A 24,713-nucleotide genomic window follows, 5' to 3' on the forward strand; every position below is an offset into this window, starting at 1 on the left:
GTGAAGAGGGGGACACCGTTTCCGGTGTCCCCCTCGGGCTGCTAGTCGCGGGCCGCGGTCAGGTGCTGCGCGTGTTCCTGAAGCGAACTGACGCCCACGTCACCGTGGTTGAGGGCGTCGATGCCCTGGACCGCGGCGGCGAGCGCCTGGACCGTGGTCAGGCAGGGCACGGAGCGGGCGACGGCGGCTGTGCGGATGTCGTAGCCGTCGAGGCGGCCGCCGGTGCCGTACGGGGTGTTGACGATGAGGTCGACCTCGCCGTCGTGGATGAGCTGGACGATGGTCCGCTCGCCGTTCGGTCCGGTGCCCTCGGACTGCTTGCGCACGATCGTGGCGTGGATGCCGTTGCGCTTGAGCACCTCGGCCGTGCCGGAGGTGGCGAGCAGCTCGAAGCCGTGGGCGACCAGCTCACGCGCCGGGAAGATCATCGACCGTTTGTCGCGGTTGGCGACCGAGATGAAGGCACGCCCCTTGGTGGGCAGCGGGCCGTACGCCCCCGCCTGCGACTTGGCGTATGCCGTGCCGAAGACCGAGTCGATGCCCATCACCTCGCCGGTGGACCGCATCTCCGGGCCGAGGACCGTGTCGATGCCCCGGCCGTGGATGTCGCGGAACCGCGACCACGGCATGACGGCCTCCTTCACGGAGATCGGCGCGTCGAGCGGCAGTTCACCGCCGTCGCCGTACGTGGGCAGCAGTCCTTCGGAGCGCAGCTCGGCGATGCTCGCACCCAGCGAGATCCGCGCGGCCGCCTTCGCCAGCGGCACCGCGGTGGCCTTCGAGGTGAAGGGCACGGTGCGGGACGCGCGCGGGTTGGCCTCCAGGACGTAGAGGATGTCGCCCGCCATCGCGAACTGGATGTTGATCAGTCCGCGGACCCCGACGCCACGGGCGATCGCCTCCGTGGAGGCGCGCAGCCGCTTGATGTCGAAACCGCCGAGCGTGATCGGCGGCAGGGCGCACGCCGAGTCGCCGGAGTGGATGCCGGCCTCCTCGATGTGCTCCATCACGCCGCCGAGGTAGAGCTCCGCACCGTCGTAGAGGGCGTCGACGTCGATCTCGATCGCATCGTCGAGGAAGCGGTCGACCAGCACCGGCCGGGAGGGGCCGATCTCGGTGGACTCGGCGATGTAGGAGGCGAGGCGGGCCTCGTCGTAGACGATCTCCATGCCGCGTCCACCCAGCACATAGGAGGGCCGGACGAGGACCGGGTAACCGATCTCGTCCGCGATGGCCTTGGCTTCGGCGAAGGTGGTGGCGGTGCCGTGCTTGGGAGCCGGCAGACCGGCCTCGGCGAGCACACGTCCGAACGCGCCGCGGTCCTCGGCGGCGTGGATCGCCTCCGGGGAGGTGCCCACGATCGGCACGCCGTTGTCCTTGAGCGCCTGTGCCAGGCCCAGCGGGGTCTGACCGCCCAGCTGGACGACAACACCCGCGACCGGGCCGGCCTGCCGCTCCGCGTGGACGATCTCCAGCACGTCCTCGAGCGTCAGCGGCTCGAAGTACAGGCGGTCGGAGGTGTCGTAGTCGGTCGAGACCGTCTCCGGGTTGCAGTTGACCATCACCGTCTCGTACCCGGCGTCGCTCAGCGCGAAGGAGGCGTGGACGCACGAGTAGTCGAACTCGATGCCCTGGCCGATCCGGTTGGGACCGGAGCCCAGGATGATCACCGCGGGCTTCTCGCGCGGGGCGACCTCGTTCTCCTCGTCGTAGGACGAGTAGAAGTACGGCGTCCTCGCCGCGAACTCGGCTGCGCAGGTGTCGACCGTCTTGTAGACCGGCCGCACGCCCAGCGCGTGCCGCACCTCGCGCACGACGTCCTCGCGCAGACCGCGGATCTCGGCGATCTGCTGGTCGGAGAAGCCGTGCCGCTTGGCCTCGGCGAGCAGCTCGGGGGTCAGCTCGGACGCCTCGGCCAGCTCGTCAGCGATCTCCTTGATCAGGAAGAGCTGGTCGACGAACCACGGGTCGATCTTCGTGGCCTGGAAGACCTCTTCCTGGGTGGCACCGGCGCGGATGGCCCGCATGACCGTGTTGATCCGGCCGTCGGTGGGGCGCTGAGCTTCCTGAAGCAGCTCGGCCTTGTCGCCCGCGTCGCCGACGAACGTGAACTGGCTGCCCTTCTTCTCCAGCGAGCGCAGCGCCTTCTGGAACGCCTCGGTGAAGTTGCGGCCGATCGCCATGGCCTCGCCGACCGACTTCATGGTCGTGGTCAGTGTGTTGTCGGCGCTCGGGAACTTCTCGAAGGCGAACCGTGGCGCCTTGACCACGACGTAGTCGAGGGTCGGCTCGAAGGAGGCCGGGGTCTCCTGGGTGATGTCGTTCGGGATCTCGTCGAGCGTGTAGCCGACGGCGAGCTTGGCCGCGATCTTGGCGATCGGGAAACCGGTCGCCTTGGAGGCGAGGGCCGACGAACGCGACACCCGCGGGTTCATCTCGATGACGATCACGCGACCGTCCTCGGGGTTCACCGCGAACTGGATGTTGCAGCCGCCGGTGTCGACACCGACCTCGCGGATGACGGCGATGCCGATGTCGCGCAGGATCTGGTACTCGCGGTCCGTCAGGGTCATCGCCGGGGCGACGGTGATCGAATCACCGGTGTGCACGCCCATCGGGTCGAAGTTCTCGATGGAGCAGACGACCACGACGTTGTCGTGCTTGTCGCGCATCAGCTCCAGCTCGTACTCCTTCCAGCCGAGGATGGACTCCTCCAGGAGCACCTCGGTGGTCGGCGAGAGGGTGAGGCCCTGCCCGGCGATGCGCCGCAGTTCCTCCTCGTCGTGCGCGAAGCCGGAGCCGGCGCCGCCCATGGTGAAGGAGGGCCGGACGACGACCGGGTAACCGCCGAGCTGCTCGACGCCGGCCAGGACCTCGTCCATGGAGTGGCAGATCACGGACCGGGCGGACTCGCCGTGCCCGGTCTTCCTGCGGACCTCCTCCACGACCTCCTTGAACTGGTCGCGGTCCTCGCCCTTGTGGATCGCCCCGACGTTGGCGCCGATCAGTTCGACGCCGTACTTCTCCAGGACGCCGTTCTCGTGCAGCTTGATGGCCGTGTTCAGCGCGGTCTGACCGCCCAGGGTGGGCAGCAGCGCGCACGGCCGCTCCTTGGCAATGATCTTCTCGACGAACTCGGGGGTGATCGGCTCGACGTAGGTGGCGTCGGCGATCTCCGGGTCGGTCATGATCGTCGCCGGGTTGGAGTTGACGAGGATCACCCGCAGGCCCTCGGCCCTGAGGACGCGGCACGCCTGGGTGCCGGAGTAGTCGAACTCGGCTGCCTGGCCGATGACGATCGGGCCGGAGCCGATGACCAGGACGGACTGGATATCGGTGCGCTTAGGCACGCTGGCCCTCCATCAGGGATACGAAGCGGTCGAACAGGTAGGCGGCGTCGTGCGGTCCCGCTGCCGCTTCGGGGTGGTACTGGACGCTGAAGGCCGGCCGGTCGAGCAGCTGGAGGCCCTCCACCACGTTGTCGTTGAGGCAGACGTGGGAGACCTCGGCACGGCCGTAGGGGGTGTCGGAGACCTGGTCGAGCGGGGCGTCGACGGCGAAGCCGTGGTTGTGCGCGGTGACCTCGACCTTGCCGGTCGTACGGTCCTGCACCGGCTGGTTGATGCCGCGGTGGCCGTACTTCAGCTTGTAGGTGCCGAAGCCGAGCGCGCGGCCCAGGATCTGGTTGCCGAAGCAGATGCCGAACAACGGCGTTCTGTGCTCCAGCACGGCCCGCATGACGGCGACCGCGTGGTCGGCGGTGGCCGGGTCGCCCGGACCGTTGGAGAAGAACACACCGTCCGGGTTCACGGCGTACACGTCCTCGGCGGTCGCCGCTGCGGGCAGCACGTGCACCTCGATGCCGCGCTCGGCCATGCGGTGCGGGGTCATGCCCTTGATCCCGAGGTCGACCGCGGCGACGGTGAACTTCTTCTCGCCGATCGCGGGCACGACATAGGGCTCTGTGGTGGCGACCTCGGCGGCGAGGTTCGCGCCCTGCATCTCGGGTGTCTGGCGCACCTCGGCGAGCATCGTGCCCTCGTCGGGCAGGGCGTTGCCGGAGAAGATGCCCACGCGCATGGCGCCGCGCTCGCGCAGATGGCGGGTCAGCGCACGGGTGTCGATGCCGCAGATGCCGACGACACCCTGGTGCCGCAGTTCCTCGTCCAGCGAGCGCCTGGCGCGCCAGTTGGAGGGCACACGCGCGGGGTCGCGCACGACGTAGCCCGCGACCCAGATGCGCTTCGACTCGGCGTCCTCGTCGTTGACGCCGGTGTTGCCGACGTGGGGGGCGGTCATCACGACGACCTGGCGGTGGTACGACGGGTCGGTGAGGGTCTCCTGGTAGCCGGTCATGCCGGTGGAGAACACGGCCTCGCCGAAGGTCACCCCCACGGCCCCGTAGGCACGGCCGCGGAAGATCCGGCCGTCCTCCAGGACGAGTACGGCGGGAACCTTGGAGGCTTCCCTGGTGGAGGTCGTCATCGTGCGCCTTCCGTCTTGTTGATCATCTGGTTCAGGGTGTCGACCCAGTCGTTGTGCTCGGCCGCACGATCGGAGCGGAACCCGGAGTCGATCAGCTTGTCGCCGAGCTGCCAGGTCACGACCAGCAGTCCGCCCTCGGTGAGGACCTTGCCCGCGATTCCCTTGTCGAGCCGGGCACCGCGCAGCCGGTCGGCGGGAACGAAGAAGTCGCTCGCCCCGGGACGGACCACGTCGAGGCCGGCATCGGTCAGCGTGAGCTCGACCCGGCTACGCGTGCCCAGGCCGTGAGCCACGATGCGGTCCAGCCACTGCCCTGCGGTGGTGGACCCGTGGTAGCGGCCGCTCATGCTCAGTTTCGCCGGGCCCGGCTCCTCGGGCGCGGTGAACGGCTCGGGCAGGCCGCCCTGGAGCGTGCCGCGCCACTTCCAGCCCTCGCGCATCAGCCAGTAGACGAGCGCGATGAACAGGGCGAGCCCCACGAGCCAGCCGATACGGGCGGCCCAGTCGGTCACTTCCGCCGATTTTTTCTCGGCGGCGAGCAGGATCACAGGTGTCACGCGAGCTTCCCGTCGATGAGCGTGGCCTTGCCCCGGAGCCATGTGTGCGTGATGCGGCCCGGCAGCTCACGGCCCTCGTACGGAGTGTTGCGGCTGCGCGAGGCGAAGCCCGCGGGGTTCACGAGCCCACGGTATGCCGTGTCGACGAGCGTGAGGTTGGCGGGCTCGCCCGCCGCGACGGGGCGGCCGTGGCCGGTGGCCCGGCCGATCTTCGCGGGCTTGCAGGACATCCGGTCGGCGACGCCCGCCCAGTCGAGCAGGCCGGTGTCGACCATCGTCTCCTGGACCACGGACAGGGCCGTCTCCAGGCCGACCATGCCCATGGCGGCCGCAGCCCACTCGCAGTCCTTGTCCTCGTGGGGATGCGGGGCGTGGTCGGTGGCGACGATGTCGATCGTGCCGTCGGCGAGCGCCTCGCGCAGCGCCCTCACGTCGCGCTCGGTGCGCAGCGGCGGGTTGACCTTGTAGACCGGGTTGTAGCTGCGCACCAGCTCGTCGGTGAGGAGGAGGTGGTGCGGGGTGACCTCGGCGGTGACGTCGATGCCGCGGGACTTGGCCCAGCGGACGATCTCGACGGATCCGGCGGTCGACAGGTGGCAGATGTGCACCCGGGAGCCGACGTGCTCGGCGAGCAGGACGTCCCGCGCGATGATCGACTCCTCGGCGACCGCCGGCCAGCCGCCGAGACCCAGCTCGGCGGAGACCACGCCCTCATTCATCTGGGCGCCCTCGGTCAGCCGCGGCTCCTGCGCGTGCTGGGCGACCACGCCGCTGAAGGCCTTCACGTACTCCAGGGCCCGGCGCATGATCACCGCGTCGTCGACGCACTTGCCGTCGTCGGAGAAGACGGTGACGCCCGCCGCCGACTCGTGCATGGCGCCCAGCTCGGCGAGCTTCTTGCCCTCCAGGCCGACCGTGACGGCGCCGACGGGCTGCACGTCGCAGTAGCCGTGCTCCCTGCCGAGCCGCCAGACCTGCTCGACGACACCGGCGGTGTCGGCTACCGGGAAGGTGTTGGCCATGGCGAACACGGCCGTGTAGCCGCCGCTCGCGGCGGCCCGGGTACCGGTCAGGACGGTCTCGGAGTCCTCGCGACCGGGCTCGCGCAGGTGGGTGTGCAAGTCGACGAGGCCCGGGAGCAGCACCTTGCCGTCGGCCTCGACCACGGTCACGTCCTGCGCGCCGTCGATACCGAGTCCGGTACCCACCTCGGCGATCGTCTCGCCCTCGATCAGCACGTCCTGCGGCTCGCCGCCGAGCACCTTCGCGCCACGGATAAGGATCTTGCTCATCTGTCCTACTTCTCCTCGTCCGCGAAAACGGTGTGCGCGGAGCGCTCGTCGGAAGGGTGGTGGTGGGAGACGGGCGGCCGGGTGTGGCTGACGGCGGGCTCGTTCCCGCCGAGCAGCAGGTACAGGACGGCCATGCGGATGGAGACGCCGTTGGCCACCTGCTCCACGGCGGTGCACCGGTCGGAGTCCGCGACCTCGGCGGTGATCTCCATGCCGCGGACCATCGGGCCGGGGTGCATCACTATGGCGTCCTCGGGCATCTTGGCCATGCGGTCGGCGTCGAGGCCGTAGCGCCGCGCGTACTCTCGCTCGGTCGGGAAGAAGGCGGCGTTCATGCGCTCGCGCTGGACCCGCAGCATCATCACCGCGTCGGACTTGGGCACCGTGCTGTCGAGGTCGTACGAGACCTCGCAGGGCCAGGACCCGATGGCCACCGGCAACAGGGTCGGCGGGGCGACGAGCGTGACCTCGGCACCGAGGGTGTGCAGCAGGTCGACGTTGGAGCGGGCGACCCTGCTGTGCAGCACGTCGCCGACGATCGTGATGCGTTTGCCGGCCAGGTCGTGACCGAGCCCCGCATCCCGTCCGACCAGGCGGCGGCGCATGGTGAAGGCGTCCAGCAGGGCCTGGGTCGGGTGCTGGTGGGTGCCGTCGCCTGCGTTGATCACGGCGGCGTCGATCCAGCCGGAGTTGGCCAGGCGGTAAGGGGCTCCGGAGGCGCCGTGCCGGATGACGACGGCGTCGACGCCCATGGCCTCCAGGGTCTGGGCCGTGTCCTTCAGGGACTCGCCCTTGGACACGCTGGACCCCTTGGCGGAGAAGTTGATGACGTCCGCGGACAGTCGCTTCTCGGCCGCCTCGAAGGAGATCCGGGTGCGGGTGGAGTCCTCGAAGAAGAGGTTGACCACGGTGCGGCCGCGCAGGGTCGGCAGCTTCTTGATCGGCCGGTCCGCGACCCGGGCCATCTCCTCGGCGGTGTCGAGGATCAGGACGGCGTCGTCGCGGGTGAGGTCGGCGGCCGAGATGAGATGACGCTGCATCTTTCAGGCTCCGTAAAGACTGTTCATTCGGGAGTTTTCGGGCAGGCGGGCGCGCGCCGGAGCGCACTCGCGGGACGTACGCCGATGACGTACGCCGGAGTGCTAGCGCTGCGCGCCCGGGGCGGTCTGCTTCACACCGAGCAGCACGGTGTCGCGACCGTCCTCCTCGGCGAGCTGGACCTTGACCGTCTCCCGCAGCGACGTGGGGAGGTTCTTGCCGACGTAGTCGGCGCGGATCGGGAGTTCGCGGTGGCCGCGGTCGACAAGGACCGCGAGCTGGACCGCACGCGGACGCCCGATGTCGTTCAGCGCGTCGAGGGCGGCGCGGATCGTGCGGCCGGAGAAGAGCACGTCGTCGACGAGGACGACGAGCCGGCCGTCGATGCCGTCACCGGGGATCTCGGTGCGGGCGAGCGCGCGCGGCGGCTGCATGCGCAGGTCGTCGCGGTACATGGTGATGTCGAGGGAGCCGACCGGGATCCTGCGGCCGGTGACCTGCTCCAGCTTGACGGCGAGCCGCCGTGCGAGGAAGACGCCCCGGGTCGGGATGCCGAGGAGCATGACATCGTCGGCGCCCTTGGCGCGCTCGACGATCTCATGGGCGATGCGGGTCAACACCCGCGCGATGTCGGGGCCTTCGAGGACGGGCCGCGCATCGGGATGCTGCGTGTCCATACGAAACGGACCTCCTTCTCCGCCTCACGGGACGGACCTTAAAGGACGTCGGAATTGCGCCATACACGCTACCAGTCCCCCGAGGGCGGCCGATCACCCCCCTGGCTTCATGCGTCACTCGTTCGGTGGCATCGCACGCCGTCTACCACGGAAGGGTCGGTCCGGACCATTCGGCTTGACGGGGCAGAGTCACGCTGCGTAACCTCACAGTGAGTCACCAGCCGCGCGGCCGAGCCGCACGTCGACACCGTGTCCGGGGAGCTATATGTCCAGCGAATACGCCAAACAGCTCGGGGCCAAGCTCCGGGCGATCCGCACCCAGCAGGGCCTTTCCCTCCACGGTGTGGAGGAGAAGTCCCAGGGACGCTGGAAGGCGGTCGTGGTCGGGTCGTACGAGCGCGGCGACCGCGCCGTCACCGTGCAGCGCCTTGCCGAGCTGGCGGATTTCTACGGGGTCCCGGTGCAGGAACTGCTGCCTGGCACCACTCCCGGTGGCGCCGCCGAGCCCCCGCCGAAGCTCGTTCTCGACCTGGAGCGGCTGGCCAATGTGCCGGCCGAGAAGGCGGGCCCGCTTCAGCGGTACGCCGCGACGATCCAGTCGCAGCGCGGGGACTACAACGGCAAAGTGCTGTCGATCCGCCAGGACGACCTGCGCACGCTCGCTGTCATCTACGACCAGTCGCCCTCGGTCCTGACCGAGCAGCTGATCAGCTGGGGCGTACTGGACGCGGACGCGCGCCGCGCCGTCTCCCACGAAGAGAGCTGACCTCTCCACCCTCCAGCAGAAACGTGCCGCCGGGGTGGCCGGAACCGCATGGCTCCAGCCACCCCGGCGGCGTTTTCGACGGTGTCGACGGACCGTGTACTTCAGCCCTCGCGGCGCAGGGACGGCTTCAGGTCCTTCAGCCGGCCGAGCAGTCCATTGACGAACGAGGGCGACTCATCCGTGGAGAACTCCTTGGCGAGCTGCACCATCTCGTCCAGCACCACGGCGTCGGGGGTCTCGTCGACCCAGATCAGCTCGTAGGCGCCGAGACGCAGGATGTTGCGGTCGACGACCGGCATCCGGTCGAGCGTCCAGCCGACCGCGTACTGCGCGATCAGCTCGTCGATCCGCTGCGCGTGCCCCGCGTAGCCCTCGACGAGCTGCATCGTGTACTCGCTCACCGGCGGCTGCCGAGTGTCGCTCCGCGAGTGCCGGATCCAGTCCGCGAGGACCGTGAGGACGTCTGCCCCGCGCTGGTCCCCCTCGAAGAGGATCTGGAAGGCACGCTTACGGGCCGTGTTACGGGCAGCCACGGTTAAGCGTTCACCCGGCCGAGGTAGTCGCTGGTACGGGTGTCGACCTTGATCTTCTCACCGGTGGTGATGAAGAGCGGGACCTGGATCTGGTGGCCGGTCTCCAGTGTGGCGGGCTTGGTGCCGCCGGTGGAGCGGTCGCCCTGGACGCCCGGCTCGGTCTCGGCGATGGTCAGCTCGACGGCGGCGGGCAGCTCGACGAAGAGCACCTCGCCCTCGTGCTGCGCGACGACAGCCGTGAAGCCCTCGATGAGGAAGTTCGCGGCGTCGCCGACGGCCTTCGGGTCGATGTGCAGCTGGTCGTACGTCTCCATGTCCATGAAGACGAAGTACTCGCCGTCCTTGTACGAGAACTGCATGTCGCGCTTGTCGACAGTGGCCGTCTCGACCTTGACACCGGCGTTGAACGTCTTGTCGACGACCTTGCCGGAGAGCACGTTCTTGAGCTTGGTGCGCACGAAGGCCGGGCCCTTACCGGGCTTGACGTGCTGGAACTCGACGACGGACCAGAGCTGGCCGCCTTCGAGCTTGAGCACCATGCCGTTCTTGAGGTCGTTCGTGGAAGCCACGGTTGCGGAATCTCCTGGACTGACGTACGACCCCGGGGCGCGCGCTAGAGCGCGAGCAGCTCCTTGGTCGTTATGGTGAGTAGCTCGGGTCCGCCGTCCGCCTCGGAGCGTACGACGAGCGTGTCATCGATCCGGACACCACCCCGGCCGGGGAGGTGGACCCCCGGTTCGACGGTGACCGGCACGCAAGCGTCCAGTTTACCCATGGCCGCGGGAGCCAACTGCGGGTCCTCGTCGATTTCGAGCCCCACGCCGTGCCCCGTCAGCGCGGAAAGGCCGCTGCCGTACCCGGCGTAGTCCAGCACCTGGCGCGCGGCGCGGTCCACGTCCCGGTAGGCGGCTCCGGGCGCCAGCGCCTGCCGTCCGGCTCGCTGGGCTGCGAACACCAGATCATACAGCTCGATCTGCCAGTCGGCCGGCGAGGTGCCGATGACGAACGTACGGCCGATCTCGCAGCGGTAGCCGCGGTAGGTGGCCCCGAGGCACACGGAGAGGAAGTCCCCCTCCTCCACACGCCGGTCCGTGGGGCGGTGACCACGGCGGCCGGAGTTGGGGCCGGCGGCGACGGAGGTGGTGAAGGCGGGTCCGTCGGCGCCGTGGTCGACGAGGCGGCGCTCCAGCTCCAGGGCGAGGTGGCGCTCGGTACGGCCCACCAGGATCGACTCCAGTAGCTCGCTCAAGGCCTGATCGACGATCTCCGCCCCGATCCTGAGGAGGGCGATCTCCTCCTCGTCCTTGACGACCCGCAGCTGCTCGACGGCGCCGCCGAGGTCGCCGAGCCGCAGCCGGGGGGCGACGGAGCACAGGGCCCGGTGCCGGGCGACAGTCAGATGGTGCTCCTCGACCGCGAGGGACTCCGCGCCCTGGGCGGCGGCCAGGCCGGCCGCGGCGACGGCCGCGTCACCGGCAGGCCCCGACAGCGCGTGCACCCGTACCGCGTCGTCAGGCCGTCCGTCGGCGTGCTGGTCGTCCAGCGGCGCGGTGCACACCAGCACGTCCTGGTCGATGCCCAGCAGCAGGACGGCGCCCTCTGGCGCGGCGCCCGAGAGATAGCGGACGTTGGCAGGGCGGGAGATCAGCGCGGTCGCGCTGCCACCCGCGCTGCAGCGTTCCCGCAGCCGCTCCCGGCGGGCCGCGTACACCTCTGACATGACCCGAGCTTACGAGCGTCGGCTGGATGTCGCCGGTCCAGAGGTCCGGACGGGCGGCAGGGGCCGTCCGACGGAGACCCGGACGTGGCGGGCCCCCACCAAGGCCGATCGGGAACCGACGGGACGCCCGGACGCGACGCGTCCGCGAGCCCGCGGTCACTCCCCGCCGCCGCGTCCGGGAGGAGGGAGACAGCCCGAAGCCCATCAGGGCCGCCGGGGCACCCGCCCGCAGCTCATACGGAACCTGCGGGGCTCACCATGCCGGTGGGCTCGCGATCGAGCGGGCCAGTACCTCGTCCAGAACCCTGGCCGTGCCCGGCACGTCGAGCTGAGAGTTGTCGATGATCGGCAGCCCGGAGCCGAACCACCCGGCCATACGCCCGTGGATGCGGGCGACCTCCTCGTCCGTGAGACGGCGGTTGCCGGTGCGCTCCGCGTTGCGCTCCAGGACCACCTCCAGACCGGGCAGGAGGACGACCGGCAGCAGACCAGGGCCCACGTGCCGCTTCCAGCCGCCGAGACCGACGACCGGACGGTCCGGGAAGACAGCATCGTCGAGGATGCACGAGATGCCGTTGGCCAGGAAGTTGCGGGCCGCGAAGCCGCAGGTACGACGGGCGAGACGATACTGCGCCTCCGAGTTGTCGTTCCACCCCGACTGCGGGTCGGCAAAGCCCGAGCGCACCCATTCGCGCACGTCGTCGAGGCTGATGTGAGCCGTGGGCACCCGACGGTGGTCGGCCCAGTACTTTGCGACACTTGTTTTGCCCGCGCCCGCCGGGCCGATGAGCAACACGGCGAGTGTGGTGGACGAGGGGTCGGGCGCCCCGCTGGCCGGCGGGGCGCTCGGTATCCCGACCGGGCCGCCGGGCGGCAGTTGCACATGTCCCGTCGTGTCCGGCGCCGGAGGCACGGTCGGATGGGGCGGCGGGACGTGGGCGGGCGGTGCCCCGGGGGGCGCGGGCGCTCCCGCGAAACCCGGCGCGGACGCGGGCGGGGCCTGCGGGGCGGGTCCCGGGTGGCCGACCGGCTGTCCCGGGTGGTGTGCGGCCGGTGCCCAGGCGGTCGCCGGACCCTGCCCCGGCTGGTGGGGCGGCGGCAGCGGAGCTCCCACTGCGTGCTGCATCCGGTGCCACTCCGTCTCGTCTTCTTCGGGGCTCGGTTCGCCTCCGGCTCGCTCGCCGCTCAGGCGATGGTCGCCGGCAGCGGGGCCCGACACCCCGCTCCCTACCGAACGGTACCGTCCCCGGCCGCCGTTGTGTGAACGGCCGGGGACCGCCCGAAGTGCCCGTCGTCGCAGGCAAATCGGGTCAACCGCACCGAGGGGAACGAGTCGCCCGCCGGACGGACCCCGGGAGGGCTACTGCCCCACTTCACCGAAGGCGGCGAGCAGAACCGCCGGGTCCGGGCCCTCCAGCACGGTGGGCTTGGCCAACCCGTCCAGGACGATGAAGCGGAGCAGATCGCCGCGGGACTTCTTGTCGACCTTCATGGTCTCCAGAAGCTTGGGCCACTGGTCGTAGCGGTAGTGCAGCGGGAGCCCGACGGCCTCGAGGACCGTACGGTGACGGTCGGCGGTCGCGTCGTCCAACCGGCCCGCCAGGCGGCCGAGTTCGGCGGCGAAGTGCATGCCCACGGCGACGGCGGCTCCGTGGCGCCACTTGTACCGCTCGTTCTTCTCGATCGCGTGGCCGAGCGTGTGCCCGTAGTTGAGGATCTCACGCAGGCCCGACTCCCTCAGGTCCGACGAGACCACCTCGGCCTTGACCTTGATCGAGCGCTCGATCAGCTCCGCGGTGTGCGGGCCTGCCGGAGTCCGGGCGGCTTGTGGGTCCTGTTCGATCAGCTCCAGGATGACCGGGTCGGCGATGAAACCGGCCTTGATGACCTCGGCGAGCCCGGAGACGTAGTCGTTGACCGGGAGGGAGTCCAGCGCGGCCAGGTCGCACAGCACGCCCGCGGGCGGATGGAAGGCGCCCACCAGGTTCTTGCCCTCGGCGGTGTTGATGCCGGTCTTGCCGCCGACCGCAGCGTCCACCATGGCCAGCACGGTGGTCGGGACGGCGATCCAGCGCACCCCGCGCAGCCAGGTCGCGGCCACGAACCCGGCCAGGTCGGTGGTCGCGCCGCCGCCCACGCCGACGATGACGTCGGTGCGGGTGAAGCCCGACTGGCCGAGCGCCTTCCAGCAGTAGGCGGCAACCTCGGCGGTCTTCGACTCCTCGGCGTTGGGAATCTGGATGGCGATCGCCTCGAAGCCCTGCTCGGCGAGGTCGGCGCGCAGCGCCTCGCCCGTCTCGTCCAGCGCCTCCGGGTGGATCACCGCGACTCTCTTGGCCCTGTCGCCGATCAGCCCGGCGAGTTCCCCGAGGAGCTGACGGCCGACCAGCACCTCGTACGGCTCCGACCCCGCGGTGCCGCCAACCTGGATGCGCGTCACTGCCTCGCTCATGCTTCCTTCAACTCCAGTGCGTCCAGGGCGGCTTGACCGACCTCTTCGGGGCTGCGGCCATCGGTGGCCACCACGGCCGTCGCGACCTCCTCGTACAGGTGGCGGCGGGCCTCCATCAGTTCGCGCCACTGACGGCGCGGGTTGACCGCGAGCAGCGGGCGGGCCACGTTCAGGCCGGTCCTCTTGACCGCCTCCTCGACGTCCATCGACAGGTAGACGACCCGGTGTCCGCCCAGCAGGGCACGCGTCTCCTCGTCGAGGATGGCACCGCCCCCGAGGGCGAGGATTCCCTCGTGCTGGGCCAGCGCCCTGTGCACCGCACGCTTCTCCAGGGCACGGAAGGCCGGCTCCCCCTCGTCCACGAAGATGTCGGCGATGGAACGACCCTGCTCGGCGACGATGTCGTCGTCCGTGTCCCGGTAGCCCACGCCGAGCCGCTCCGCCAGCAACCGCCCGACCGTGGACTTGCCCACGCCCATGGGGCCGACCAGGACCACCAATGGTGCGCTCACCGGATCGCCAGACTCTCGAGGTAGGACCGGACGTTACGGTGGGTCTCGGCCACGCTGTCGCCGCCGAACTTCTCCGCCACCGCGTCCGCCAGGACGAGCGCCACCATCGCCTCCGCGACGATGCCGGCCGCCGGGACCGCGCAGACATCGGAACGCTGGTGATGCGCGTGCGCCGGCTCGCCCGTGGACACGTCCACGGTCCTCAGCGCACGCGGCACAGTCGCGATCGGCTTCATCGCGGCCCGTACTCGCAGCAGTTCGCCCGTGGACAGACCACCCTCGGTGCCGCCGGAGCGACCCGTGGCGCGCTTGATGCCTTCGGGGCCGGTGAGGATCTCGTCGTGGGCCTTCGAACCGGGCACCCGCGCCAGCTCGAAGCCGTCACCCACCTCCACACCCTTGATCGCCTGGATGCCCATGAGCGCCGCCGCCAGCCGCGAGTCCAGCCGCCGGTCCCAGTGCACATGCGAGCCCAGACCGACCGGGACCCCGTAGGCCAGGACCTCCACCACACCACCGAGGGTGTCGCCGTCCTCGCGCGCCTGGTCGATCTCCGCGACCATCGCCTTCGACGCGTCCTGGTCGAGGCAGCGCACCGGGTCGGCGTCCAGCCGGTCCACGTCCTCGGGGGTCGGGTAGACACCGTAGGGCGCCTTCGCCAAGGCGAGCTCGACGACGTGCGAGACGATCTCGATGCCCGCGGTCTCCTTCAGGTACGACCGCGCCACCGCGCCCAGGGCCACGCGGGCCGCGGTCTCCCGGGCCGACGCACGCTCCAGGATCGGCCGCGCCTCGTTGAACCCGTACTTCTGCATGCCCGCCAGGTCGGCGTGTCCGGGGCGCGGCCGGGTCAGCGGGGCGTTTCGCGCCAGCCCGGCCAGCTCCTCCGGGTCCACCGGATCGGCCGCCATCACCTGCTCCCACTTGGGCCACTCGGTATTGCCGACCATGATCGCCACTGGGGAGCCCAGGGTGAGACCGTGCCGCACCCCGCCCAGAAAGGTGACCTCGTCCCGCTCGAACTTCATCCGGGCACCGCGCCCATAGCCGAGCCGCCGCCGTGCCAGGTGGTCCGCCACCATGTCCGTGGTGATCGGCACGCCGGCGGGAAGACCCTCCAGCGTCGCGACAAGTGCGGGACCGTGGGACTCCCCCGCGGTCAGCCAGCGCAACCTGCTCAACGGTGCTCCTCAGTGCTCGCGCCCTGGTACTGCCCTGCGTACGCGCGTCCTCGCGTACGGCGACGGCACGACCGAGTGCGCGGCCCCGGCCGGCCACCTCCGATCCTCCCACGTCCGGCGAAGGGAACCGTCGCAGGTCCATCACCCGGACGTGAGCGGGCGCGGCAGAGGCCCGCCTCCCGTCACGGGCGGCGGGCCGCCAGGGCATGCTCCCCCGCCGTGCGCATGGCGTCCGCGGGGGCCGGGCCACGGCCCGTCATCTGCTCGACCTGGAGCACGGCCTGGTGCACCAGCAGGTCCAGACCGCTGACGACGGCGCCGCCGTACATCGACCAGCGCGCCGCGAGTGCGGTGGGCCAGGGGTCGTACAGCACGTCGAACAGGGTCGTGGGGCGTTCGGGGACGGCCGCGGCCAGCGCGTCCGTCGTCCCGGCCGGTGTGGTGGCCACGACCAGCGGTGCGCGCAGCGCCCGGTCGGCCTGCGACCAGTCGGCGGTACGGACATCGACCTCGAGCCGCTCGCCCCACTGGCGCATCTCGGCGGCCCGCGCCTCGCTGCGGACGTAGGCGACGACCTCGCCGGTGCAGATCCGGGCCAGCGCCGCCACCGCGGAGGAGGCGGTCGCACCGGCGCCGAGGATCGCGGCGGAGTCCACCTGCTCGATGCCCTCCTCGCGCAGCGCGGCAACCATCCCCGGGATGTCGGTGTTGTCCCCGAGGCGCCGTCCGTCCTCGGTCAAGACGACGGTGTTCACCGCCTCCACCGAGGCGGCGGTGTCGCTGATCGAGTCGAGCAGCGGGATGACGGCCCGCTTGAGCGGCATGGTCAGCGACAGTCCCGCCCACTCGGGGCCGAGCCCCTCGACGAACCCGGGCAGCGCCTCCTCGTCGACCTCGAACCGGTCGTACGACCAGCCCTCCAGCCCGAGCTCCTGGTACGCGGCGCGGTGCAGCACCGGGGAGAGGGAGTGGGCGATCGGGGAGCCGACGACGGCGGCGCGGCGCTTGCCGACGGTGCCCGTCATTGACCCGTCTTCTGGTTTTGGAGGTACTTCTCGCGGTTGCGGTTCTGCTCTTCGTTCGTCTCGGCGAAGAGGGTCTTGTTCTCGCTGATCGAGACGAAGTAGTACCAGTTCCCCTTCGCCGGGCTGAGGGCGGCCTTGATTGCCACGTCGCCGGGGTTGTCGATCGGTCCGGGCGGCAGCCCCTTGATCTTGTAGGTGTTGTATGGGTCGTCGATCTGCCGCAGCGCATCGACGGAGCCGGTGTCGAGCTTGGACTGACCGCGCAGGTAGTTGACCGTGGAGTCGAAGTCGAGCAGTCCGTAGGTCTCGGTGTTGCCCGGCTTGAGCCGGTTGTAGACGACCGTCGCGACCTTCTCGAAGTCGTGCTTGTACTTGCCCTCGGCCTGGACGAGGCTCGCGACCGTGAGCACCTGCAGGGGATTCTCCAGATCGAGGCTCTTGGCCTTGGCCTGGATGCCGAGTTGGGCGTACTTCTCCTTGGCCATGTCGACCATCTGCTTCAGGACGTCCTCGGGCTTCATGCCCTTGGCGACCGGATAGCTGGACGGGTAGAGGAATCCTTCCAGCGGATCCTTGATGTCCTTGTCGGTGTTGGCCCAGTCGGGAAGGCCGAAGCTCTTCCACTCCTTCTTGGCGATGCCCTGGGTGGTGCCCGCCTTGAGTTTCAGACGCTCGTCGATCGCCGCGTAGATCTTCGTGTTGCGCCAACCCTCGGCAATGATCAGGTTGTTCTTGCTCTTGGGGCTGAGCATCAACCGGACGGCCGCGGCCGCGGACATCTGCTTGTTCAGTGTGTACGTGCCCGCCTGGATGCTCTTGCCCTTGGGGTTCTGCTCCTGCGCGGCCACGAACGCGTCGACGCTCTTGACCACACCCGCCTTCTTCAGCATCTGCCCGATGACGGAACCGCTCGAGCCCTGCGGGATGGTGACCGTGACCTGCTCGCCGTTGCCTTCGCCCGTGTAGTCGGGCGCCGCGCCGAAATGGCTTTGGTAGAACTGGTATCCGACATATCCGACAGCGCCGACGCCGCCACCGAGGACCAGCACGACCGCCAGGCAGGCGCAACCGCTGCGGCGCTTCTTGCCCTGCCCCTTGTTGCCGCGCCCCTTCCGGCCGCGGCCGTCGCCCGCCTCGTCGTCGACGTCGTCATCGTCGTCCTTGCCCGCGAAGAAGGCGTGCTCACCCTGGTCGGGCCCTGGATCCCAGTCGGTCTCGGGCTCCGGCTCGGCCCGCCGCCGCTTCGGCGGCTCGGGCGGCGGATACGCGTCGGGTGTCTGGTAGGTGTCGGGACGCTCGGCACCATATGCACCGGACTCGGCGCCGTACGGGGCCGCCGGTTGGGCCGGGTAGCGAACACCTGACTGACCGCTGTTGTTCCAGCCGGCGCTCCCGTACCCCTGCTGCGGCTGCCCCGGGTACTGCTGACCGTGCTGCGGCTGTCCCGGCTGCTGATACGGCTGTTGACCGTGCTGCGGCTGTCCCGGCTGCTGATACGGCTGCTGCCCTGGGTACTGCTGACCGTGCTGCGGCTGCCCCGGCTGCTGATACGGCTGTTGACCGTGCTGCGGCTGCCCCGGCTGCTGATACGGCTGCCGGCCCTGCTGCTGCCCCGGCTGTTGACCGTGCTGCGGCTGCCCCGGGTACTGCTGGTAGCCCTGCTGCCCCTGACCGTACGCGGCCTGCGGGGCGCCACCCCAGTCACCGTAGTGCTGCTGCGGCTGCTCCGGATGGTGCTGCGGCTGGCCGCCGTGGGGGGACTGGGCCGACTGGCCCTGCTGCCCTCCCCATCCGCCGTCCCCGTACAACGGGTCCTCCGGATGCCACGGTGTGGAGCCTTGGCCCCGGCCATACTCAGTCATCGATCCCCTAGAGCCTCGAAGCAGCGGTCGCAGGTGCCTGTGGCCCGGCTTCCGCTCCGCCCCTTTGCGGTGCGGTGGCTGTTCGAACACCATCGCATCGCGCGGAACGTTACCGTATCGCGATCAGATGACCACTTCGACGGCCTCGCCGGGTGCTTTACCTGACACTCGTTCGGATTCCAGCGCCTGCTGGAGGATGATGACAGCTGCCACCTGGTCGATCACGGACCGGCCCTTCTTGGACTTCACGCCCGAGGCACGCAGTCCCTGACCAGCAGTCACCGTGGTCATCCGCTCATCCACGAGCCTGACCGGAACGGGCGCGATCAAACCTGCCAGTTCTTGTGCGAAGCCCCGCGCCTTCACCGCGGCCGGGCCCTCGCCTCCCCGCAGGGAACGAGGGAGGCCGACGACGACTTCGATCGGCTCGTACTCCTCGACCAGTTGCTTCAGCCGACGCTGGGCCGCCGGGACGTCCCGACCGGGAACCGTCTCCACGGGAGTGGCCAGGATCCCGTCGGGGTCGCACGAGGCGACCCCGATACGGGCGTCACCGACGTCGATCGCGAGTCGGCGTCCTCTTCTCATGCCGGTGCCGGTTCCTACTTGGCCGTCTCGGCGACCAGGCGTTCGACGGCCTCGACGGCCTCGCCGACGGCGGCCGGGTTCTGGCCGCCGCCCTGGGCGACGTCCGGCTTGCCGCCACCGCCGCCACCAAGAGTCTTGGCGGCTGTGCGGACCAGGTCACCGGCCTTGAGACCGCGCTCGCGGGCGGCGTCGTTGGTGGCGATGACCGTGAACGGCTTGCCGTTGTTCACGGTGAACAGGGCGACCACAGCGGGCCGTCCGCCCTGGATCCGGCCCCGCACGTCGAGGACCAGCCTGCGCAGGTCGTCGGGCGTGGTGCCGTCCGGGACCTGGCCGGTGACCAGGGCGATGCCGCGCACGTCCTTGGCGGACTCGGCGAGCCCGGCGGCGGCCTGCAGCACCTTCTCGGCGCGGAACTTCTCGATCTCCTTCTCGGCGTCCTTCAGCTTGCCGAGCATGCTGGAGACCTTCTCGGGCAGTTCCTCCGGGCGGCCCTTGAGCAAGTCGGTCAGCTGGTTGACGACCGTGTGCTCGCGGGCGAGGAAGCTGTAGGCGTCGACGCCGACCAGGGCCTCGATACGGCGCACGCCGGAGCCGATCGAGGACTCGCCGAGCAGCTTGACCAGACCCAGCTGGGCGGTGTTGTGCACATGCGTACCGCCGCACAGCTCCTTCGAGAAGTCGCCGATGGTGACGACGCGCACACGCTCGCCGTACTTCTCGCCGAACTCGGCGATGGCGCCCTGCTTCTTGGCCTCGTCGATGCCCATGATCTCCGCCTGGACGTCCAGGTCGCGGGCGAGCACCTCATTGATCTTCTGCTCGACATCGGTCATCACGGCTGTCGGAACGGCCGACGGGGAGCCGAAGTCGAAGCGGAAGCGGCCCGGCTGGTTCTCGGAACCGGCCTGAGCGGCCGTCGGCCCGAGGGCGTCGCGCAGAGCCTGGTGGGTCAGGTGCGTGGCCGAGTGGGCACGGGCGATGGCCTTGCGGCGGCGGGTGTCGATCAAGGCGTGGGTCTTGGCGCCGACCGTGACCTCACCGACCTGGACGATGCCCTTGTGGACGTAGACGCCCGGGACCGGCTTCTGCGTGTCACGGACCTCGATCACGGCACCGGAGTCCGCCTTGATACGGCCGGTGTCGCCGATCTGGCCACCGCCCTCGGCGTAGAAGGGGGTGCGGTCGAGGACGATCTCGACCTCGTCGCCCTCCGTGGCGGCCGGGGAGGAGACGCCGTCGACGAGGATGCCGACGATCGTGGACTCGCCCTCGACGTCGGAGTAGCCGATGAAGTCGGTCTCGCCGGAGCTGTCGGCGATCTCGCGGTAGGCGCCGAGGTCGGCGTGGCCGGTCTTCTTGGCCTGGGCGTCGGCCTTGGCCCGCTCCCGCTGCTCCTTCATCAGGCGGCGGAAGCCGTCCTCGTCGACGCTCAGGCCCTGCTCGGCGGCCATCTCGAGGGTGAGGTCGATCGGGAAGCCCCAGGTGTCGTGGAGCAGGAAGGCCTTGTCGCCGGACAGGACCGTGCCACCGGTGGCCTTGGTCTCGGTCACGGCGGAGTCGAGGATGTTGGTGCCCGCCTTCAGCGTCTTGAGGAAGGCGTTCTCCTCGGCGAGGGCGACCTTCTCGATGCGCTCGCGCTCGCTCATGAGCTCGGGGTACTGCTGGCTCATCGTCCCGATCACGGTGTTGATCAGGTCCTTGACCACCGGGCCGGTGGCGCCGAGCAGACGCATGTTGCGGATGGCGCGGCGCATGATGCGGCGCAGGACGTAGCCACGGCCCTCGTTGCCGGGGGTGACACCGTCGCCGATCAGCATGGTGGCGGTGCGCATGTGGTCGGTGACCACGCGCAGCGAGACGTCCGAGGCGTGCGAGTGGCCATAGGCGACACCGGTGAGCTCGGTGGCCTTCTTGATCACGGCCATCGACGTGTCGATCTCATACATGTTCTGCACGCCCTGCAGAATCATGGCGAGCCGCTCCAGGCCGAGCCCGGTGTCGATGTTCTTGCTCGGCAGGTCGCCGAGGATCTCGAAGTTCTCCTTGCCGATGCCCTCGCCGCGCTCGTACTGCATGAAGACGAGGTTCCAGATCTCCACGTACCGCTCGTCGTTGACGGCGGGGCCGCCTTCGACGCCGAACTCGGGGCCGCGGTCGTAGTTGATCTCGGAACACGGACCGCACGGTCCGGGCACGCCCATGGACCAGAAGTTGTCCTTCATGCCCAGGCGCTGGATGCGCTCCTTGGGCACGCCGACGACCTCGTGCCAGATCCGCTCGGCCTCGTCGTCGTCCTTGTAGACGGTGATCCACAGACGCTCGGGGTCGAGGCCGTAACCACCCTTGTCCTGGGGCGTGGTGAGCAGCTCCCAGGCGAGCTTGATGGCGCCTTCCTTGAAGTAGTCACCGAAGGAGAAGTTGCCGCACATCTGGAAGAAGGTGCCGTGCCGTGTGGTCTTGCCGACCTCTTCGATGTCGGGCGTGCGCACGCACTTCTGCACGCTGGTGGCGCGCACGAACGGCGGCTTGACCTCGCCCAGGAAGTAGGGCTTGAAGGGCACCATGCCGGCCGGGACGAGCAGCAGAGTCGGGTCGTCCGCGATGAGCGACGCCGAAGGGACGACGGTGTGACCGCGCTCCTCGAAGAAGCTCAACCAGCGGCGGCGGATTTCAGCCGACTCCATCAGTGGTCCTCATTCCGGTTGTTCGAGTACATCGGGCTCTCGATGTACTTCGGGCTGTTGCGGTTCTCGATGGCGGCGTGCCGCCGGGGTGCCGGGAGTTGGTCGACGGGCGCGTTCAGACCCAGTGCGTCGTCGAGTTCCGTCTCCCGCTGGGCCATGCCGGCGCGGACGTCGGACGCGAAGTCCAGTGCACGGTCCTTGACCCGGTGCCCCGCCTGCAGTGCCTTGTTCGCCGCCTGCGCGGCCAGGCTCTCGGGCGTCAGCTGCCTCAGCTTGCGGTTGACCTTGGTGGTGGCCCACACACCGGCGGCGACACCCGTGGTGAACCAGAACGTACGACGGAACATCGCTCGGTCAGTCTCTCTTTTCCCGGGTGTTCCGCTTCCCCCGTCGCGGGGACGGGACGGTGCGGCCCACGATCACGGTACGCCGGGGCGCTTTGGGGGGCACGTTCTCACGGCGGCCGGCAATCGCCCGGCGTACGCCGTAGCCGAATGCCGCGACCTTGACCAAGGGGCCGCCGAACGTGGACGCGACGGTCGTCGACAGCGCCGACGCGTTCGACGTGACCTCCTGGACGTCCGACGCGATCGCGTCGACCCGGTCGATCTGGGTCTGCGCGGAGCGCACCGCGGTGGAGGCGTCGGCCAGCAGCGGAACGGCCTGGTCGGTCACCTCCGACACCAGCTTGGTGGTCGCCTTGAGCGTCTGGGCCAGCCTCGCCAGTGCGACGGCGAGGAAGGAGACCAGGATCGCCCAGAAGACCGCCACGAGGATCCCGGCCACCTCACCACCGGACACCGTGCGCACCCGCTCCCTGGAACGTGCCTCAACATCGAAAACTCGTCCCCCGAGCCTATCGCGCCGGGGCGGCCGGTCCGTACCGGATTAGGGGCTGTCCGTCCGCACAATGCGACAGCCCGCCGGCTCGCCCGCCCGTGCGGGCGGGGAGACGGCGGGCTGATGTGCGGGAAGTCCCCGCGCCTACTGAGAAGTGATCAGCGGGCGTAGTACTCGACGACGAGCTGCTCGTCGCAGATCACCGGAACTTCCTTGCGGTTCGGCTCACGGTCCAGGCGGAACGCCAGGGCCTTGAGGTTCACCTGGAGGTAGCGCGGGGTCTCACCGTCAGGGGCGAAACCGCCCTCGCGGGCGATCTGGAAGAGCGTCTTGTCACGGCTGCGCTCGCGGACCATCACGACGTCGTCGGAACGAACGCGGAACGACGGCTTGTCGACCTTCTGGCCGTTGACCTCGATGTGGCCGTGGACGACCATCTGGCGGGCCTGGTAGATCGTGCGGGCGATGCCCGAACGCAGGACCAGCGCGTCGAGACGACGCTCCAGCTCGACGATCAGGGCCTCACCGGTCTTGCCCTGGACCTTGGACGCACGCTCGTAGGCACGCACCAGCTGACGCTCGGAGATGTCGTACTGAGCGCGCAGACGCTGCTTCTCCAGCAGACGGACCTTGTAGTCCGAGTTCTGCTTGCGGCCACGGCCGTGCTCGCCCGGCGGGTAGGGGCGGGCCTCGAAGTACTTGACGGCCTTCGGCGTCAGCGCGATGCCGAGGGCACGCGACTTCTTGACCTTGGGGCGGGACTGGTTCGCCATGAACCAAACACCTCGTGTTTCTCTGTGGAATCGGCTTCACCAGGGTTAGGGGAGGTCGCATCCGCAGCCGGGGAATCCCTGCGGGTCCACATGGGACCTGCCGGGCAGCCGCTCCCCTGGTCTGGGCACATACGTGCAGCACGCGAGTGGCCCACCGACCTGCACCCCGGGGCTCCCCGACGTAGGTGGTGGGCTGCCCGCGACACCGTTCGACGGTGCGCGACGCTCCTGGATCCCCGTGCCTGACGGCGGTGGGGTTCCGGCTGGGTGTCCCGCTCTGGTGGTGCCGACCGGGGCCGGACACGGGACTCAGCGCTGTAAAGGAGTCTACAGGGTGGCTACGGCTGCTTTCGACGCAGGTGCTTGCGGGTCCACTCCACGGCGTCCGCGTACCGCGACTCCGCGCCGTGCCGGGAGGGCGTGTAGTACTCGCGGTCCTTGAGCGCGTCCGGCGCGTACTGCTGGGCGGCGATGCCCTCGGGCAGGTCGTGCGGATACACGTACCCCTGCGCGTGGCCGAGCTTGGCGGCGCCCTTGTAGTGCCCGTCGCGCAGGTGCGGGGGCACGGGGCCGACCAGTCCCTTGCGCACGTCCTCCATGGCGGCGCCGATCGCCATGGTCGCCGAGTTGGACTTGGGGGCGAGGGCCAGGGCGATCGTGGCGTGGCTGAGGGTGAGCGCGGCCTCCGGGAAGCCGATCATCGCGACGGCCTGGGCGGCGGCGACGGCTATCGGCAGCGCGTTCGGGTCGGCGAGGCCGATGTCCTCGCTGGCGGAGATCATCAGGCGGCGGGCGATGAAGCGGGGGTCCTCCCCGGCCTCGATCATCCGGGCCAGGTAGTGCAGGGCCGCGTCGACGTCGGAGCCGCGGATGGACTTGATCAGGGCGCTCGCCACGTCGTAGTGCTGGTCGCCGTCGCGGTCGTACTTCACCGCGGCGCGGTCGACGGTCTCCTCCAGGGTGGTGAGGCCGATCTCCGCCTCGCCCTTGTCGAGAGCGGCTCCGGCCGCGGCCTCCAGGGCGGTCAGGGCGCGTCGGGCGTCGCCGCCGGCGATCCGCAGCAGATGGGCCTCGGTGTCCTCGGGGAGGGTGACCGCGCCCGCCAGGCCGCGCTCGTCGCTCAGGGCCCGACGCAGCAGGCCGCGCAGGTCGTCGTCCGTGAGCGGCTCGAGGGTGAGCAGCAGGGAGCGGGACAGCAGCGGGGAGATCACCGAGAAATACGGGTTCTCGGTGGTCGCGGCGATGAGGGTCACCCAGCGGTTCTCGACCGCCGGAAGCAGGGAGTCCTGCTGGGCCTTGCTGAAACGGTGGATCTCGTCGAGGAAGAGGACGGTCTCCTTGCCGAAGCCTCCGGTGGCGCGTCGGGCGCCGTCGATGACCGCGCGGACCTCCTTCACGCCCGCGGTGATCGCCGACAGCTCCACGAAGCGTTTGTTGGTGGCCTTGGAGACGACATAGGCCAGTGTCGTCTTGCCGGTGCCGGGCGGGCCCCAGAGGATCACCGACGAGGGTCCGGCGGGGCCGCCGTTGCCCTCGCCGACCAGTCTGCGCAGCGGAGAGCCCGGCTTGAGCAGGTGCTGCTGGCCCACGACCTCATCGAGGGTGCGCGGGCGCATGCGGACCGCCAGGGGACTGCCTGTCGGGTCCTTCTCCTGGCGTTCTTCTGCGGCGGCGGTGAACAGGTCGGGCTCCACGCTGAAACCCTATGTCACACCACTGACTACG

General features: G+C 69.9%; 22 protein-coding genes. 1 reads left to right on the forward strand and 21 read right to left on the reverse strand.

Annotation, left to right across the window (positions count from 1 at the left end):
* Positions 1-41: 41 nt before the first annotated feature.
* The 6 genes from carB to pyrR form a co-directional block, all read right to left on the reverse strand.
* Entirely contained in the window at positions 42-3,350 is a 3,309-nt protein-coding gene (gene carB, locus VXC91_RS01310; RefSeq protein WP_329504454.1) for a carbamoyl-phosphate synthase large subunit, read from the reverse strand.
* On the reverse strand, positions 3,343-4,485 hold the full coding sequence (carA, locus tag VXC91_RS01315) for a glutamine-hydrolyzing carbamoyl-phosphate synthase small subunit (RefSeq protein ID WP_329504455.1): 1,143 nt from the start codon (positions 4,483-4,485) through the stop codon (positions 3,343-3,345). Before carA ends, carB begins: the two co-directional genes overlap by 8 nt.
* The gene (locus VXC91_RS01320) at positions 4,482-5,042 is read right to left on the reverse strand and encodes a PH-like domain-containing protein (protein ID WP_329504456.1); all 561 of its coding nucleotides are present in this window, start codon (positions 5,040-5,042) and stop codon (positions 4,482-4,484) included. Before VXC91_RS01320 ends, carA begins: the two co-directional genes overlap by 4 nt.
* Positions 5,039-6,334, reverse strand: a complete 1,296-nt coding sequence (locus VXC91_RS01325; RefSeq protein ID WP_329504458.1) for a dihydroorotase — start codon at positions 6,332-6,334, stop codon at positions 5,039-5,041. The genes VXC91_RS01320 and VXC91_RS01325 overlap by 4 nt, the downstream gene beginning before the upstream one ends.
* Before the next feature lie 5 nt (positions 6,335-6,339).
* Positions 6,340-7,374, reverse strand: a complete 1,035-nt coding sequence (locus tag VXC91_RS01330; RefSeq protein WP_329504459.1) for an aspartate carbamoyltransferase catalytic subunit — start codon at positions 7,372-7,374, stop codon at positions 6,340-6,342.
* A gap of 102 nt (positions 7,375-7,476) precedes the next feature.
* Positions 7,477-8,049 (reverse strand): bifunctional pyr operon transcriptional regulator/uracil phosphoribosyltransferase PyrR, encoded by a 573-nt coding sequence (pyrR, locus tag VXC91_RS01335; protein ID WP_329504460.1) that lies wholly within the window; start codon positions 8,047-8,049, stop codon positions 7,477-7,479.
* Positions 8,050-8,314: 265 nt separating this feature from the next.
* Between pyrR and bldD the strand changes: the two genes are divergently transcribed.
* Complete coding sequence (bldD, locus tag VXC91_RS01340) at positions 8,315-8,815, forward strand: transcriptional regulator BldD (protein ID WP_055492879.1); 501 nt, start codon at positions 8,315-8,317, stop codon at positions 8,813-8,815.
* Positions 8,816-8,916: 101 nt separating this feature from the next.
* Here bldD and nusB read toward each other — a convergent pair whose 3' ends face one another.
* The 15 genes from nusB to VXC91_RS01415 all read right to left on the reverse strand — a co-directional run bounded on the left by nusB (position 8,917) and on the right by VXC91_RS01415 (position 24,682).
* The gene (gene nusB, locus VXC91_RS01345; RefSeq protein ID WP_329504461.1) at positions 8,917-9,348 is read right to left on the reverse strand and encodes a transcription antitermination factor NusB; all 432 of its coding nucleotides are present in this window, start codon (positions 9,346-9,348) and stop codon (positions 8,917-8,919) included.
* Between the two features lie 2 nt (positions 9,349-9,350).
* Entirely contained in the window at positions 9,351-9,917 is a 567-nt protein-coding gene (gene efp / locus VXC91_RS01350) for an elongation factor P (protein WP_329504462.1), read from the reverse strand.
* Positions 9,918-9,961: 44 nt separating this feature from the next.
* Positions 9,962-11,068, reverse strand: coding sequence for an aminopeptidase P family protein (locus tag VXC91_RS01355; protein WP_329504463.1), 1,107 nt, complete (start codon positions 11,066-11,068; stop codon positions 9,962-9,964).
* Positions 11,069-11,321: 253 nt separating this feature from the next.
* Entirely contained in the window at positions 11,322-12,194 is an 873-nt protein-coding gene (locus tag VXC91_RS01360; RefSeq protein WP_329504464.1) for a Pro-rich N-terminal domain-containing protein, read from the reverse strand.
* Positions 12,195-12,428: 234 nt separating this feature from the next.
* The gene (gene aroB / locus VXC91_RS01365) at positions 12,429-13,520 is read right to left on the reverse strand and encodes a 3-dehydroquinate synthase (RefSeq protein WP_329504465.1); all 1,092 of its coding nucleotides are present in this window, start codon (positions 13,518-13,520) and stop codon (positions 12,429-12,431) included.
* The gene (locus tag VXC91_RS01370) at positions 13,517-14,032 is read right to left on the reverse strand and encodes a shikimate kinase (protein ID WP_329504466.1); all 516 of its coding nucleotides are present in this window, start codon (positions 14,030-14,032) and stop codon (positions 13,517-13,519) included. The genes aroB and VXC91_RS01370 overlap by 4 nt, the downstream gene beginning before the upstream one ends.
* On the reverse strand, positions 14,029-15,213 hold the full coding sequence (gene aroC, locus VXC91_RS01375; RefSeq protein WP_329504467.1) for a chorismate synthase: 1,185 nt from the start codon (positions 15,211-15,213) through the stop codon (positions 14,029-14,031). Before aroC ends, VXC91_RS01370 begins: the two co-directional genes overlap by 4 nt.
* A 182-nt stretch (positions 15,214-15,395) precedes the next feature.
* Complete coding sequence (locus VXC91_RS01380) at positions 15,396-16,238, reverse strand: shikimate dehydrogenase (RefSeq protein WP_329504468.1); 843 nt, start codon at positions 16,236-16,238, stop codon at positions 15,396-15,398.
* Entirely contained in the window at positions 16,235-18,100 is a 1,866-nt protein-coding gene (mltG, locus tag VXC91_RS01385) for an endolytic transglycosylase MltG (protein ID WP_329504469.1), read from the reverse strand. The genes VXC91_RS01380 and mltG overlap by 4 nt, the downstream gene beginning before the upstream one ends.
* Before the next feature lie 123 nt (positions 18,101-18,223).
* Positions 18,224-18,688 (reverse strand): Holliday junction resolvase RuvX, encoded by a 465-nt coding sequence (gene ruvX / locus VXC91_RS01390; protein ID WP_329504470.1) that lies wholly within the window; start codon positions 18,686-18,688, stop codon positions 18,224-18,226.
* A 14-nt stretch (positions 18,689-18,702) separates the two neighbouring features.
* A complete protein-coding gene (gene alaS, locus VXC91_RS01395) occupies positions 18,703-21,375 on the reverse strand; it encodes an alanine--tRNA ligase (RefSeq protein ID WP_329504471.1) in 2,673 nt (890 codons plus the stop codon).
* Positions 21,375-21,722, reverse strand: coding sequence for a hypothetical protein (locus VXC91_RS01400; RefSeq protein ID WP_329504472.1), 348 nt, complete (start codon positions 21,720-21,722; stop codon positions 21,375-21,377). Before VXC91_RS01400 ends, alaS begins: the two co-directional genes overlap by 1 nt.
* 7 nt (positions 21,723-21,729) lie before the next feature.
* The gene (locus VXC91_RS01405; RefSeq protein WP_329504473.1) at positions 21,730-22,185 is read right to left on the reverse strand and encodes a DUF948 domain-containing protein; all 456 of its coding nucleotides are present in this window, start codon (positions 22,183-22,185) and stop codon (positions 21,730-21,732) included.
* 188 nt (positions 22,186-22,373) lie between these two features.
* Positions 22,374-22,988 (reverse strand): 30S ribosomal protein S4, encoded by a 615-nt coding sequence (rpsD, locus tag VXC91_RS01410; RefSeq protein WP_329504474.1) that lies wholly within the window; start codon positions 22,986-22,988, stop codon positions 22,374-22,376.
* A gap of 338 nt (positions 22,989-23,326) precedes the next feature.
* Positions 23,327-24,682 (reverse strand): replication-associated recombination protein A, encoded by a 1,356-nt coding sequence (locus tag VXC91_RS01415; RefSeq protein WP_329504475.1) that lies wholly within the window; start codon positions 24,680-24,682, stop codon positions 23,327-23,329.
* Positions 24,683-24,713: the final 31 nt, after the last annotated feature.

It is taken from the genome of Streptomyces chiangmaiensis (assembly GCF_036281785.1).
Taxonomy (GTDB): Bacteria; Actinomycetota; Actinomycetes; order Streptomycetales; family Streptomycetaceae; genus Streptomyces; species Streptomyces chiangmaiensis.

Coding starts and splice junctions, on each gene's coding strand:
- VXC91_RS01400 (WP_329504472.1), bottom strand. CDS start 21,722: ATGTTCCGTCGTACGTTCTGGTTCACCACGGGTGTCGCCGCCGGTGTG.
- VXC91_RS01355 (WP_329504463.1), bottom strand. CDS start 11,068: ATGTCAGAGGTGTACGCGGCCCGCCGGGAGCGGCTGCGGGAACGCTGC.
- bldD (WP_055492879.1), top strand. CDS start 8,315: ATGTCCAGCGAATACGCCAAACAGCTCGGGGCCAAGCTCCGGGCGATC.
- aroB (WP_329504465.1), bottom strand. CDS start 13,520: ATGAGCGAGGCAGTGACGCGCATCCAGGTTGGCGGCACCGCGGGGTCG.
- carA (WP_329504455.1), bottom strand. CDS start 4,485: ATGACGACCTCCACCAGGGAAGCCTCCAAGGTTCCCGCCGTACTCGTC.
- VXC91_RS01360 (WP_329504464.1), bottom strand. CDS start 12,194: ATGCAGCACGCAGTGGGAGCTCCGCTGCCGCCGCCCCACCAGCCGGGG.
- alaS (WP_329504471.1), bottom strand. CDS start 21,375: ATGGAGTCGGCTGAAATCCGCCGCCGCTGGTTGAGCTTCTTCGAGGAG.
- VXC91_RS01325 (WP_329504458.1), bottom strand. CDS start 6,334: ATGAGCAAGATCCTTATCCGTGGCGCGAAGGTGCTCGGCGGCGAGCCG.
- mltG (WP_329504469.1), bottom strand. CDS start 18,100: ATGACTGAGTATGGCCGGGGCCAAGGCTCCACACCGTGGCATCCGGAG.
- ruvX (WP_329504470.1), bottom strand. CDS start 18,688: ATGAGAAGAGGACGCCGACTCGCGATCGACGTCGGTGACGCCCGTATC.
- rpsD (WP_329504474.1), bottom strand. CDS start 22,988: ATGGCGAACCAGTCCCGCCCCAAGGTCAAGAAGTCGCGTGCCCTCGGC.
- VXC91_RS01380 (WP_329504468.1), bottom strand. CDS start 16,238: ATGACGGGCACCGTCGGCAAGCGCCGCGCCGCCGTCGTCGGCTCCCCG.
- VXC91_RS01330 (WP_329504459.1), bottom strand. CDS start 7,374: ATGCAGCGTCATCTCATCTCGGCCGCCGACCTCACCCGCGACGACGCC.
- pyrR (WP_329504460.1), bottom strand. CDS start 8,049: ATGGACACGCAGCATCCCGATGCGCGGCCCGTCCTCGAAGGCCCCGAC.